The 13,274-nt window shown below is 70.5% G+C and carries 10 protein-coding genes and 1 pseudogene; 6 read left to right on the top strand and 5 right to left on the bottom strand.

Going from position 1 to position 13,274, the window contains the following annotated elements; all coding sequences use genetic code 11:
- Positions 1–126: 126 nt before the first annotated feature.
- A complete protein-coding gene (locus A5673_RS15725) occupies positions 127–1,929 on the top strand; it encodes a long-chain fatty acid--CoA ligase (RefSeq protein ID WP_068233999.1) in 1,803 nt (600 codons plus the stop codon).
- Positions 1,930–1,943: 14 nt separating this feature from the next.
- Here the strand turns inward: A5673_RS15725 and pimB are convergent, their stop codons facing one another.
- The 4 genes from pimB to A5673_RS15705 all read right to left on the bottom strand — a co-directional run bounded on the left by pimB (position 1,944) and on the right by A5673_RS15705 (position 5,571).
- Positions 1,944–3,077 (bottom strand): GDP-mannose-dependent alpha-(1-6)-phosphatidylinositol monomannoside mannosyltransferase, encoded by a 1,134-nt coding sequence (gene pimB, locus A5673_RS15720; RefSeq protein WP_068233996.1) that lies wholly within the window; start codon positions 3,075–3,077, stop codon positions 1,944–1,946.
- A 10-nt stretch (positions 3,078–3,087) separates the two neighbouring features.
- Positions 3,088–3,930 carry a hypothetical protein gene (locus A5673_RS15715; protein ID WP_231971114.1) on the bottom strand — a complete coding sequence of 281 codons (843 nt, stop codon included), beginning with the start codon at positions 3,928–3,930 and terminating at the stop codon, positions 3,088–3,090.
- 34 nt (positions 3,931–3,964) lie between these two features.
- Positions 3,965–5,131 (bottom strand): peptidoglycan hydrolase RipC, encoded by a 1,167-nt coding sequence (gene ripC, locus A5673_RS15710; protein WP_068234054.1) that lies wholly within the window; start codon positions 5,129–5,131, stop codon positions 3,965–3,967.
- Positions 5,132–5,325: 194 nt separating this feature from the next.
- Positions 5,326–5,571: a hypothetical protein gene (locus A5673_RS15705; RefSeq protein ID WP_231971112.1), complete on the bottom strand. Its 246-nt coding sequence runs from the start codon at positions 5,569–5,571 to the stop codon at positions 5,326–5,328.
- Between the two features lie 145 nt (positions 5,572–5,716).
- On the opposite strand from A5673_RS15705, the pseudogene A5673_RS15700 reads away from it, so the two are divergent.
- Positions 5,717–7,588: pseudogene (locus tag A5673_RS15700) on the top strand (DEDD exonuclease domain-containing protein); the annotation flags it as partial.
- On the opposite strand, the gene trpD reads toward A5673_RS15700, so the two are convergent.
- Positions 7,526–8,617: an anthranilate phosphoribosyltransferase gene (gene trpD / locus A5673_RS30055; protein ID WP_082958766.1), complete on the bottom strand. Its 1,092-nt coding sequence runs from the start codon at positions 8,615–8,617 to the stop codon at positions 7,526–7,528. The pseudogene A5673_RS15700 and the gene trpD overlap by 63 nt on opposite strands.
- A 148-nt stretch (positions 8,618–8,765) precedes the next feature.
- Between trpD and A5673_RS15695 the strand changes: the two genes are divergently transcribed.
- The 4 genes from A5673_RS15695 to A5673_RS15680 are packed head-to-tail and all read left to right on the top strand — an operon-like array spanning position 8,766 to position 13,146.
- Positions 8,766–9,377 (top strand): heme-copper oxidase subunit III, encoded by a 612-nt coding sequence (locus A5673_RS15695; protein WP_068233987.1) that lies wholly within the window; start codon positions 8,766–8,768, stop codon positions 9,375–9,377.
- A gap of 33 nt (positions 9,378–9,410) precedes the next feature.
- Positions 9,411–10,277 carry a c-type cytochrome gene (locus A5673_RS15690; protein ID WP_068233984.1) on the top strand — a complete coding sequence of 289 codons (867 nt, stop codon included), beginning with the start codon at positions 9,411–9,413 and terminating at the stop codon, positions 10,275–10,277.
- Positions 10,274–11,461, top strand: coding sequence for a ubiquinol-cytochrome c reductase iron-sulfur subunit (locus tag A5673_RS15685; RefSeq protein ID WP_068233981.1), 1,188 nt, complete (start codon positions 10,274–10,276; stop codon positions 11,459–11,461). Before A5673_RS15690 ends, A5673_RS15685 begins: the two co-directional genes overlap by 4 nt.
- Positions 11,458–13,146, top strand: a complete 1,689-nt coding sequence (locus tag A5673_RS15680; protein ID WP_068233978.1) for a cytochrome bc complex cytochrome b subunit — start codon at positions 11,458–11,460, stop codon at positions 13,144–13,146. Before A5673_RS15685 ends, A5673_RS15680 begins: the two co-directional genes overlap by 4 nt.
- The last annotated feature ends 128 nt before the right edge of the window (positions 13,147–13,274 follow it).

The following is a 13,274-nucleotide window of genomic DNA, read 5'->3' as shown; positions in this document are numbered from 1 at the left end:
CGCAACCCGCAATCGCCGTGACGGCCGAGCCGACCTCGGCCGGGCTGCGCGAATGCTCGGATTAGGCTGGGCAACAGCAAGCCGACACCCCGGCAACATGACGAGCAGCCAATCGAGGTCATCACAGTGCGTGAGTACAGTGTCCCCGCCCGCTTTACCGTCGGCGAGCACGAGAACGTCGCGGCCATGGTCTTCGACCATGAGAAAGACGACCCCAGCTTCGTCATCTTCCAACGCCTGGTCGACGGCGTGTGGACGGACGTCACCTGCGCCGAGGCGGCCGACCACGTTCGCTCCGCGGCGCTGGGCCTGATCGCGCTCGGGGTGCAGGCCGGCGACCGCGTGTCGATCTTCTCGGCCACCTGCTACGAGTGGGCGATCCTCGACCTGGCCATCCTGTCGGTGGGCGCGGTCACGGTGCCGATCTACGAGACGTCGTCGGCCGAGCAGGTGCGCTGGGTGCTGCAGGATTCGGAGGCGGTGGTGGCCTTCGCCGAGACCGACGCGCACGCCGCGATGGTCACCGAGCTCACCGCCGAGCTGCCCGCGCTGCGGCGGGTGCTGCACATCGACGGTTCGGGACCCAAGGCGCTCGACCAGCTCGCGGAGGAGGCCGTCTCGGTCGAGCCGGCCGAGCTGACCGCCCGCCTCGAGGCGCTGCGCGCCGACGACCCGGCGACGCTGATCTACACGTCGGGCACCACCGGCCGGCCCAAGGGCTGCCAACTGACCCATTCCAACCTGCTCTACGAGTCGCGGGGGGCCAAGGAATGCCTGCCGACGCTGCTGGACGAGGGCCAGCGGCTGCTGGTGTTCCTGCCGCTGGCGCACGTGCTGGCCCGCTCGCTGACCCTGTCGGCGTTCGCGAACAAGGTGACCGTCGGGTTCACCAGCGACATCAAGAACCTGCTGCCGATGTTGGCGGTGTTCAAGCCGACGGTCGTGGTGTCGGTGCCGCGGGTATTCGAGAAGGTCTACAACACCGCCGAGCAGAACGCCGTCAACGACGGCAACGGGCGCATCTTCGCGATGGCCGTGCAAACCGCGGTCAACTGGAGCCAGGCCCAGGACGACGGCGGGCCCGGGCTGCTGCTGCGCGCCAAGCACGCGTTGTTCGACCGGCTGGTCTACCGCAAGCTGCGGGCGGCGCTGGGCGGCGAGTGCCACGCGTCGCTGTCGGGCGGCGCGCCGCTGGGCGCGCGACTGGGGCACTTCTACCGCGGCGTCGGCCTGACCATCCACGAGGGTTACGGCCTGACCGAGACCAGCTCGGCCATCACGGTCAACCAGGTGGGTCGGGTCAAGATCGGGACGGTCGGGACGCTGCTGCCCGGCAACAGCATGCGCATCGCCGACGACGGCGAGCTGTTGGTGCGCGGCGGCGTGGTGTTCGGCGGCTACTGGCGCAACGAGCAGGCCACCGCTGACGCGTTCACCGACGGGTGGTTCAAGACCGGCGACCTGGGCGCGCTCGACGAGGACGGCTTTTTGAAGATCACCGGCCGCAAGAAGGAGATCATCGTCACCGCCGGCGGCAAGAACGTCGCCCCCGCGGTGCTCGAGGACCAGCTGCGGGCGCACCCGCTGATCAGCCAGGCCATGGTGGTCGGCGACGCCAAGCCGTTCATCGGCGCGCTGATCACCATCGACCCCGAGGCGTTCGGTCCCTGGAAGGAGCGCAACCACAAGCCCGCCGACGCGTCGGTCGCCGACCTGTCCACCGACCCGGACCTGTTCGCCGAGGTCGACGCCGCCGTCAAACATGCCAACCTGGCGGTGTCGCACGCGGAGTCGATCCGCAAGTTCCGCATCCTGCCGGTCGACTTCACCGAGGACACCGGTGAGCTGACGCCGACGATGAAGGTCAAGCGCAATGTGGTGGCCGAGAAGTTCGCCGCCGACATCGAATCGATCTACGAGAAGGACTGACCGGCTCGGCGCGCCTAACAGGCCAGCAGTTCGCCCAGCCGGGCGGCCAGCGTGTCCCAGCGCCACTGGGAGGTCACCCAGTCGCGCCCGGCTGCGCCCATCGCCGCGGCCCGGTCGGGATCGGCGAGCAGCCCGGTGACGGCCTCGGCGACCTCGTCCACCGAGCGACCGTCGACCACCAGCCCGGTCTTGTTGTGCCGCACCGTTTCCGGGGCCCCACCCGACAGGCCCGCGACGACCGGCACGCCCGTCGCCGAGGCCTCCAGGAAGACGATGCCCAGGCCCTCGACGTCCATGCCGGCGCCGCGGGTGCGGCACGGCATCGCGAACACATCGGCCAGCGCGTGGTGGGCCGGCAGCTCCTCGGCGCGCACGCCCCCGGTGAACGTGACGTGCTCGGCCACGCCGCGGTCGGTGGCCAGCTTGCGCAACGCGTCGGAGTACGGACCGCCGCCGACGACGACCAACGCCGCCCCGTCGACGTGGCGCCGGATCGACGGCAGCGCCTTGATCAGCGTGTCCTGGCCCTTGCGCGGCACCAGCCGCGACAGGCACACGACGACGGGCCGCTCGCCCAGCCGGTAGCGGGTGCGCAACTCGGCCCGCGCCGCCGGGTCGGGCCGGAACCGCTCGGTGTCCACCCCGGGCGGCAGGTACTCGAGCCTCGCCGCGGGGCCGAAGGCCGAGGCGAACCGCGACCGCGTGTAGCGGCTGACGAAGGTCACGACGTCGGTGCCGTCGCCGATGCGGCGCAGCACCGACCGCGCGACCGGCAGCATCGACCAGCCCACCTCGTGGCCGTGCGTGCTGGCCAGGACGCGGGTCGCCCCGGCCTGCCGGGCGCGCGGCGCCAGCAGCGCCAGCGGTGCGGCCGCGCCGAACCACACGGTGTCGATGCCGTGCTCGCCGATCAGCCGGCGCATCCGCGCGTCCACCGCCGGGCCGGGCAACATCAGCGTGCCCGGGTGGCGCACCACGCGATAGCCGGCCGCCGCGTCGTACGCGTCGGCCCCCTTCCATTGCGGCGCGTACACCGTCACCGAATGCGGCCCGGCGTCCGCCAGCCGGCCGACGAATTCGCCCAGGTAGGACTGGATGCCGCCCGGGCGGGGCGGAAAGTCGTTGGTTACCAGCAGGACCCGGCTCACCTGCGTCAGGCTAGCGGGGCAGCCATTGGTGCCAGTGCACCAGCAGCCCGGCAATGTCGGTGCCCAGGACGTCGTGGACGGCGGTGGACACGTCGGTGTGCCCGACACCGCAGGTCGCCACGTACAGGTCGTGCAACTTCGGCGTCCCGTAGGTGTCGGCGACGAAGCGGGCAAACCACCAGACGCGGTCGTACGCCAGCGAGCGCTGCGGCCCGGGGGCGTCCAGGTCGCTGTCGGCCGGCAGCGTCAGCGGCACCGGCAGCGCGTCGGCGGGCACTGGGGTCTGCGGCCGGGCGACGAAATCGGCGACCCCTTCGGTGAGCCATTCGGGCGCGTCCGCGGCGGTGTCGGCGCGCGCGGCGTAGTGAAAAAGCTCGTGCGTCAACACAATTCGTAACGAACCGTCGTTCATGGTGGCGGCGCCCGGCGCGAACACGATCCGTTGGCCGAACGCCGCGTGCAGCGCGGGATCGACGCGGTCGGCCACCGTCACGGCCGCGATGTCGGCCCACCGCGATGCCGGTCCACCGCCGGCGGCGGCTCGAAACTGCTCGTCGGAGCCGGTCGCCAGGATCGAGATGTCACGCGGCCAATTGCCGCCCCAGAACGCCGTCACCGCGTTGATCGCGCCACCCATGTCGGATGCCACCCTGGACAGCAACCGGTCGCTGATGGCGCCGCCCAACCCCACCAGCCGGACGGTGCGGTCACCGACGACCAGCGACCTCGTCGCGGCTTTGGCCGGGCTGGGAGCGGGCGTGACCACCTGGGCGTGGCTGGCCCTGGCGTCGCCGACGTCGAACGGCACGGCCGCCGCCACGATCAGCTCGAGGGCGAATACCCATGCCAGCAGGATCGGCAGTTGCCGACGCCGCCGGCCAAGATGCTCAGTAGCGACGGGCGTCGTGGATCGGGCCCGCGGCGCCCATCGGCACCACCCGCACCGGCACGCCGTAGGTGGAGGAATGGATCACCATGCCGTCGCCGACGTAGATGCCGCTATGCGACGCGTCGTTGTAGAAGGTCACCACGTCGCCGGGCTGCAGGTCCGACAGCGCCACCGGCTGACCGCCTTGGGCCTGCGCCTGGCTGGAGTGCGGCAGCGAGATGCCGGCCTGCTGGAACGCCCACATCACCAACCCGGAGCAGTCGAACGCGCCGGGTGAGGCGCCGCCCCACACATAGGACGAACCGACCTGGGTCAGCGCCGCCTGAACGACGGTCGCGCGGTCGCCGCCCACACCGCCGGGAGGCTGCATGCCGGGCACCCCTGGCCCGGGCATTCCCGGGATCATTCCAGCGGGTTGTGGGGCGTCAGCGGGCGCCGGTCCGCCCGGCGGCGGCACCGCGTCGGGGGCCGGCGCGCCGGGCGCCGGGGCGCCCGCCGGGACCTGGCCGGGGTCGGCCAGCGCGGTGCGCTGCTGCGGCGTCAGGGACACGTACTGCGATTTGACGACCGCGATCTGCACCTGCAGCTGGCTCTGCTTGGACTGCAGGCTGGCCCGGACCGCCGCGGCCTGCTCGGCCGCGCTCTTGGCGTCGGCCGCGGACTTGGCGGATTCCTGCTCGGCCCTGGCGGCCTGCGCACCGGCGATGCGGTAGTTCGCCATCTGCGTGCGCATCTGCGTCGCCATCAGCCGCTGCACGGCCAGCTTGTCGATCAGGCCCTGCGGCGACCCGGCGGTGAGCATCGCCTCCATGCCGTCGACGCGGCCGCCCATGTATTGCGCCGCGGCGAGCTTGTTGACCGCGCCCTGGAAAGCGGCCAGGCGAGCCTTCGCCGAGTCCACGGCGGCCTGGTCGTCGGCGTGCTTCTTTTCCGCCGCCTGCTGCACCGCCAGCTTCTTGTTCAGGTCGAGCTGCGCGCTGTGCATCGCCTCGGTGGTCTGTTCGGCTTGGCGGGACAGCTGGTTCAGTTTGGCCAGCGCGTCCTGGGCCGGATCGGCCACGGAATTCGCGGCGAAACCACCCGCGAAGACGACCAAGCCCGCTAACGTACCTAGGGCAGAACGTGTAATGACACGCGCACAGGGGTACCTAGAGTCGAGCCTCAAAATTTGCATCCTTAAACGGCCTGGACTGGCACTGCCGGAGCGCCGTCGGACTAGTTTAGGTCTCAAACAGGTTACGAAACGATATCGACGTTTGTCCAAACCGGCCCGTTAAGAAATCAGGAAGATTTCTGTCATTACGTTGTGAATGATGGCAATCCCCTAAGACGATCGAGCGGTTTTGGCGCACAAGGCAATTAGGCTACACCGGCCCCTCGGTCCCGACGAATCGGCACCAACCGCAGCCTCGGGGCAAGCCCCACGTCGGCGAGCACCTCGAGCGCGGCCCGTTCGTCCTGCAGCAGGGTCTCGGGGACCCCGAGCAGCACGCTGACCACGCAGTCGCGGCATCCGGGGCCGCGTGCCGCGCACTCGTCGCAGTCGATCACCACCGGTGCCTCCGAACCGGGCGGCGGTTCGCCTTTGCCACTTCCGTATGCCATCTTCGGGCCGTCCTCTCGGTCATCCGAGCGCTGAAGTTCGCGCGCTTACCGCACGCTAACCGGGGCCACCGACAGCAATCCGACAGAGATCCGCCCGGCGTGGGAACCGGGCCTCTGTCGGTGCGGGTGCTTAACGTCTTCGGCCATGAGTGGTGCGACTCAGCTGAGTTTCGCCGACTTGGGACCACGCTGGGACCCGGCCGCCTCCCCGATCGACGAAACCTCGTTGCGCGAAACCACTTTCGTCGTGGTGGACCTGGAAACCACCGGCGGACGCACCAAGAGCGCCGACGGCGCGCCCTGCGACGCCATCACCGAGATCGGGGCGGTCAAGGTGCGCGGTGGCGTCGTGCTCGGCGAGTTCGCCACCCTGGTGGACCCGCAGCGCAGCATCCCGCCCCAGATCGTGCAGCTCACCGGCATCACCACGGCGATGGTGTGCGACGCCCCGGCCATCGACGCCGTGCTGCCGATGTTTTTCGAGTTCGCCGGCCTGGACCAGGGGGCGGTGCTGGTCGCCCACAATGCCGGATTCGACGTGGGCTTCCTGCGGGCCGCCGCGCAGCGATGCGGCCTGGATTGGCCGCGGCCCCGGGTCCTGTGCACGGTCCGGCTGGCCCGCCGGGTGCTCAGCCGCGAGGAGGCCCCCAGCGTGCGGCTGGCCGCCCTGGCGCGGCTGTTCGCGGTGGCGGCCCAACCGACCCACCGCGCCCTCGACGACGCCCGCGCCACCGTCGACGTGTTGCACGCGCTCATCGAGCGGGTCGGCAACCAGGGCGTGCACACCTACGCCGACCTGCGCGCGTATTTGCCCGACGTGACGCCGGCCCAGCGCCGCAAACGCGTTCTCGCAGAAGGCCTTCCGCGCCGGCCGGGTGTCTACCTGTTCCGCGGGCCGGCGGGCGAGACGCTCTACATCGGGACCGCCGTCGACCTGCGCCGCCGGGTGGCCCAGTACTTCACCGGCGCGGACCCCCGCGGCCGGATGAAGGAGATGGTCGCGCTGGCCCACGCCGTCGACCACGTCGAGTGCGCGCATGCGCTGGAGGCCGGGGTGCGCGAGTTGCGGCTGCTGGCCGCGCACGCCCCGCCCTACAACCGGCGGTCGCGCTTCCCGCAACGGTGGTGGTGGCTGGCGCTCACCGACGAGGCGTTTCCGCGGCTCGCGGCGATCCGGGCGCCCGGGCACGACCGCGCCGTCGGGCCGTTCCGGTCCCGCACCGACGCCACCGACACCGCGGCGCTGCTGGCACGGTTCACCGGGCTGCGCACCTGCACCGCGCGGCTCGGCCGCTCGGCGCTGCACGGGCCCGCCTGCCCGGAGGTCCAGGTGTCACCCTGCCCGGCCGCCCGGGGCGTGACCGCCACCCAGTACGCCGCGGCCGTGGCGCGGGCGGCGGCCCTGATCGACGGGCTGGACAACACCGCCCTGGACGCCGCCGTGCGCCACGTCACCGCGCTTGCCGAGCAACGTCACTTCGAGAGCGCCGCGCGGCTGCGCGACCGCACCGCCGCCGCGATCGAGGCGCTGTGGCGCGGCCAGCGGCTGCGGGCGCTGGCCGCGCTGCCCGAGCTGATCGCCGCGGCGCCGGACGGTCCCGACGGCCGGGGCGGCTACCACCTGGCCGTGATCCGCTACGGCCAGCTCGCCGCGGCCGGTACGGCCGGGCGCGGGGTGCCCCCGATGCCGGTGATCGAGGCCATTCACGCCGGCGCTCAGGCGATCCTGCCGACCGCGTCCCCGCTCGGGGGCGCGCTGCTCGAGGAGACCGCGCTCATCGCGCGGTGGCTGGCCGGTCCGGGGGTGCGCGTCGTGCGGGTCACGGCCGAGGCCGACGAGGGGTGGGCCTCGCCGCTGCGGTCGGCCGGCCCCTGGTCGGCGTGGGCGGCGTCCGCGCGTTCGGCGCGGCTGGCCTGGCAACAGGATCCGGCGCACGCCCTGCGGGGCCGGGATTCAGAGCTGCTGACCGAACCGCACCCATCGCGCGAGCAGCTGTTCGGCCGCCCCCGAGTCGATGGCGGCGCCGGCCCGCCGCAACCCGTCCTCCCAGGCCGGCAGCCATTCAGCGCGGCTGGATAGCCCGGCGTGCGCGACGATCGCCCCGGCGGCGTTGAGCACGACGGCGTCGCGGACCGGGCCCGTCGCGCCGGCCAGCACCGCGCGCGCCTCGGCCGCATTGGCCTGCGCGTCGCCGCCCAGCAGCTCGTGCAGCTCGGCCCGCGCGAACCCGAACCCGGCCGGATCGAACGTCAGCCGGTCCACGGTGCCGGCCTGCACGCGCCAGATGGTGCTGGTGGTCGTGGTGGTCAGCTCGTCGAGCCCGTCGTCGCCGTGCACGACGAGCACGCTGGACCGGCGCGCCGCGAACACCCCGGCCATCACCTCGGCGAGGTCCGCGAACGCGCATCCGATCAAACCCGCCCGCGGGCGCGCTGGATTGGTAAGCGGCCCAAGCAGGTTGAACACCGTCGGCACCCCGATCTCGCGCCGCATCGCCGACGCGTGCCGGTACGACGGGTGAAACAGCGGCGCGAAGCAGAACCCGATCCCGAGCTCCTCGAGGCTTCGCGCGACCTGGTCGGGCTCCAGGTCGATCCGCACCCCGAGCGCCTCCAGCGTGTCGGCTCCCCCGGACAGCGACGAGGCCGCGCGGTTGCCGTGCTTGACCACCGGCACCCCCGCGGCGGCCACCACGATCGACGCCATGGTGGACAGGTTGACCGTGTTGACGCCGTCGCCCCCGGTGCCGACGATGTCGACGGCGTCCTCGGGGATCGCGCCGGCGGGCATCGGGCGGGCGTGGCGCAGCATGACGTCGGCCAGCTCGCTCACCTCGGCTGCGGTGGGCGCCTTCATCGTCATCGCCACCGCGAAGGCGGCGATCTGGGCCGGGCTCGCGGCCCCGGACATGACCTCGTCCATGGCCCAGGCGGCCTCGCCCCGCGCCAGTTCGTGACCGCCCGTCAGCCGGCCGAGGACCCCCGGCCACGACGGCGCCGCCCCGGGGGCGCCCCGGGGCGGGAGGGCTTCAGGTGACGCGGGCACGCGCCGATGGTCCCACGAGGATCAGCCGGCCCCCAACCGTTGCCACGGGCGCGCCGGTGCGGGCCCGGTCGCGCCCGGCAAAACGCGGATCGCCGAAATTTCGGACCCGGGTAGAGTTCGACAACTACAAAGCGTCATACTTGCGGATGTGACCAGCGCTGTGGGGACCTCGGGTACTGCGATCACGTCGCGGGTGCATTCGCTGAATCGGCCGAACATGGTCGCTGTCGGCACCATCGTGTGGCTGTCCAGCGAACTCATGTTCTTTGCTGGCCTGTTCGCGATGTATTTCACCGCGCGGGCTCAGGCGGGCGGGAAATGGCCGCCGCCGCCGACCGAGCTGAACCTGTACCAGGCCGTGCCGGTGACGCTGGTGCTGATCGCGTCGTCGTTCACCTGCCAGATGGGCGTGTTCGCGGCCGAGCGCGGCGACGTGTTCGGGCTGCGCCGCTGGTACGTGATCACGTTCCTGATGGGCCTGTTCTTCGTCCTCGGCCAGGGCTACGAGTACTACCACCTGATGACGCACGGGACGACGATCCCGGGCAGCGCCTACGGCACGGTGTTCTACCTGGCCACCGGCTTCCACGGCCTGCACGTCACCGGCGGGCTGATCGCCTTCATATTCCTGCTGGCCCGCACCGCGATGAGCAAGTTCACGCCCGCGCAGGCGACGGCCAGCATCGTCGTCTCCTACTACTGGCATTTCGTCGACATCGTGTGGATCGCGCTATTCACCGTGATCTATTTCATCCGATGAACCGGCGCTAGACGGACGGACAGGAGTGCTCGGTTGAAGAAACTGGGGTCTACCCGAATCGGTGCGCGGCGGGGCGAACCGCGAAAAGGGCTGAGCGATCGCTCACGGCGGCGGCTGCGCCGCCGTCTGTCGGGCGGGTTGCTGCTGCTCATCGCGCTGACCGTGTCGGGCGGAGTGGCGGCGGTCCTTACCCCCACCCCGCAGGTGGCGGTCGCCGACGAGTCCGGGTCGGCGCTGCTGCGCAACGGCAAGCAGCTGTTCGACACGTCCTGCGTGTCCTGCCACGGCGCCAACCTGCAAGGCGTGCCCGACCGCGGGCCCAGCCTGATCGGCGTGGGCGAGGCGGCCGTCTACTTCCAGGTCTCCACCGGCCGGATGCCGCTGATGGCCGCCGCGGCTCAGGCTCCCCGCAAGGAGCCGATCTTCGACGAGGCGCAGATCGACGCGATCGGCGCCTACGTGCAGGCCAACGGGGGCGGCCCCACGGTGACCCGCAATCCCGACGGCAGCGTCGCCATGCGGTCGCTGCGCGGCGATGACGTCGGCCGCGGCGGCGACCTGTTCCGGCTCAACTGCTCCTCGTGCCACAACTTCACCGGGAAGGGCGGCGCCCTGTCCTCGGGCAAGTACGCGCCCGACCTGGGTGGGGCCAACGAACAGCAAATCCTGGACGCGATGCTGACCGGCCCGGAGAGCATGCCGAAGTTCTCCGACCGCCAGCTGTCCTTCGACGCCAAGAAGGACATCATCGCCTACGTGAGGACCGTGAGCGAGGAGCGGCAGCCCGGCGGCTACGGCCTCGGTGGCTTCGGACCCGCACCCGAGGGCATGGCCGCGTGGATCATCGGAATGGTCGCCGCCATCGGGTTGGCACTGTGGATTGGGGCGCGTGCATCATGAGCGACACCGACAAGGCCGGACCGGGGACCCCGCAGGAGCCCAGCGACGCCGCGTTGGCCGCGATGTCGCAACAGGAACTGGTGGCCCTGGGCGGCAAGATCGACGGCGTCGAGACCGTCTTCAAAGAGCCGCGCTGGCCGGCCGACGGCACCAAAGCCGAGAAGCGCGCCGAACGCTCGGTGGCCCGCTGGCTTTTGCTGGGCGGCTTCTTCGGGGTCGCGCTGCTGCTGATCTTCTTGTTCTGGCCGTGGGAGTACAAGCCGAAGGACGCCCCGGGCAGCCTGTTCTACACCCTGGCCACCCCGCTGTACGGCCTGACCTTCGGGATGTCGATCCTGTGCATCGCGATCGGCGCCATCCTGTACCAGAAAAAGTTTATCCCCGAAGAGCTTTCGATCCAGGAGCGCCATGACGGCGCCTCGCGCGAGATCGACCGCAAGACTGTGGTGGCCAACCTGGCCGAGACGTACCAGAGTTCGACGATCGGGCGGCGCAAGCTGGTCGGCCTGTCCCTGGGCGTCGGGCTCGGCGCCTTCGGGCTCTCGACCCTGGTGGCGTTTGCCGGTGGCCTGATCAAGAACCCGTGGAAGCCGGTGGTGCCGACGGCCGACGGCAAGAAGGCCGTGCTGTGGACGTCGGGGTGGACCCCGCGCTACAAGGGCGAGACCATCTTCCTGGCGCGCGCCACCGGCTCGGCCGGCGCGTCACCGTTCATCAAGATGCGCCCGGAGGACCTCGACGCCGGCGGCATGGAAACCGTCTTCCCGTGGCGGGAATCCGACGGGGACGGCACCACCCCGGAATCGCAGGAGAAGCTCCGCGCGATCAACCAGGGCGTCCGCAACCCCGTGATGCTCATCCGGATCCGCCCGTCCGACATGTCCCGGATGGTCAAGCGCCAAGGCCAGGAGAGCTTCAACTGGGGCGAGTTCTTCGCCTACACGAAGGTGTGCTCGCACCTGGGTTGCCCGGCGTCGCTGTACGAACAGCAGACCTACCGGATCCTGTGCCCCTGCCACCAGTCGCAGTTCGATGCCCTGCACTTCGCCAAGCCGATCTTCGGCCCGGCGGCGCGCGCGCTGGCGCAACTGCCCATCACGATCGACACCAACGGGTACCTGGTCGCCAACGGTGACTTCATCGAGCCCGTCGGACCGGCATTCTGGGAGAGGACGACGACATGAGCCCCAAACTGAGTCCCCCGAAGATCGGTGATGTCCTGGCCCGCCAAGGCGAGGACATCGACACGCGTTATCACCCGTCGGCGGCGGTGCGCAGGCAGCTCAACAAGGTGTTTCCGACGCACTGGTCGTTTTTACTGGGCGAGATCGCGATGTACAGCTTCATCGTGCTGCTGCTCACCGGCGTGTATCTGACGCTGTTCTTCGACCCGCACATGGGCGAGATCACCTACCAGGGCGCCTACCAACCGCTGCGCGGCGTGGACATGTCCAAGGCCTTCGCCTCGACGCTCGACATCTCGTTCGAGGTGCGGGGCGGGTTGTTCGTACGCCAGGTCCACCACTGGGCCGCGTTGCTTTTCGCCGCGGCGATCATGGTGCACCTGGCGCGCATCTTCTTCACCGGCGCGTTCCGGCGGCCCCGCGAGGCGAACTGGGTGATCGGTTCGCTGCTGCTGATCCTGGCCATGTTCGAGGGTTACTTCGGCTACTCGCTGCCCGACGACCTGCTGTCGGGCATCGGACTGCGCGCCGCTCTGTCCTCGATCACGTTGGGGATGCCCGTGATTGGCACGTGGCTGCACTGGGCGCTGTTCAGCGGCGACTTCCCCTGCGGGGGCACCGGCAACGAGTGCGCGACGGTGGGCGCGATCATCCCGCGCATGTACGCCCTGCACATCCTGCTGTTGCCGGGCATCATCCTGGCGCTGATCGGGCTGCACCTGGCCATGGTGTGGTTCCAGAAGCACACCCAGTTCCCCGGGCCCGGCCGCACCGAGCAGAACGTGGTCGGCGTGCGGGTGATGCCGATCTTCGCCGTCAAATCCGGCGCGTTCTTCGCGGCGATCGTCGGGGTGCTCGGCCTGATGGGCGGGCTGCTGCAGATCAACCCGATCTGGAACCTGGGGCCCTACAAGCCCTCTCACGTCTCGGCGGGCTCGCAGCCGGACTTCTACATGATGTGGACCGAGGGTCTAGCCCGTATCTGGCCGCCGTGGGAGTTCTACTTCTGGCACCACACGATCCCGGCCCCGGTCTGGGTGGCGCTGCTGATGGGCCTGATCTTCATCCTGCTGATCATCTACCCGTTCCTGGAGAAGCGGTTCTCCGGCGACTACGCGCACCACAACCTGCTGCAGCGGCCGCGCGACGCCCCGGTGCGCACGTCGATCGGCGCGATGGCGATCTCCTTCTACATGGTGCTCACCCTGGCGGCGATGAACGACATCATCGCGTACAAGTTCCACATCTCGCTGAACGCGACGACGTGGATCGGGCGCATCGGGATGGTGATCCTGCCGCCGTTCGTCTACTTCATCGCCTACCGGTGGTGCGTCGGGCTGCAGCGCAGCGACCGCGAGGTACTCGAGCACGGCATCGAGACGGGCATCATCAAGCGGCTGCCGCACGGCGCGTACATCGAGCTGCACCAGCCGCTGGGCCCCGTCGACGACCACGGGCACCCGATACCGCTCGAGTACCAGGGCGCGGCGTTGCCCAAGCGCATGAACAAGCTCGGCTCGGCCGGCTCGCCGGGTAGCGGCAGCTTCCTGCGCGCCGACCCGGCGTCCGAGGATGCCGCGCTGCGCGAGGCGGCGCATTCCGCCGAGCAGGGCGCGCTGACCGCGCTGCGCGAGCACCAGGAGAGCATCGTCGGCTCCCCCAACGGCGAGCACGGCGAGCACTAAACCGCACCGACCGGGAATGCGCCGCGAGACATCAACCCTCGCGGCGCATTCCGGGGCATTGTCAATCGGTTAGTGCAACATCTGGTCAGGCTGCTTGCTTGAGGAGTTTGGCGAGTCGTTGGGCGGGG

This window comes from Mycobacterium sp. E3198 (genome assembly GCF_001667015.1).
Classification (GTDB): domain Bacteria; phylum Actinomycetota; class Actinomycetes; order Mycobacteriales; family Mycobacteriaceae; genus Mycobacterium.
The sequence above is the reverse complement of the archived record's forward strand: the minus strand, read 5'-3'. Positions and strand labels throughout refer to the sequence as shown.

Bases quoted from the DNA above. Each gene is read 5' to 3' on its own strand.
- A5673_RS15680 (WP_068233978.1), top strand. From the start codon at position 11,458: ATGAGCCCCAAACTGAGTCCCCCGAAGATCGGTGATGTCCTGGCCCGC.
- A5673_RS15685 (WP_068233981.1), top strand. From the start codon at position 10,274: ATGAGCGACACCGACAAGGCCGGACCGGGGACCCCGCAGGAGCCCAGC.
- A5673_RS15705 (WP_231971112.1), bottom strand. From the start codon at position 5,571: ATGGCATACGGAAGTGGCAAAGGCGAACCGCCGCCCGGTTCGGAGGCA.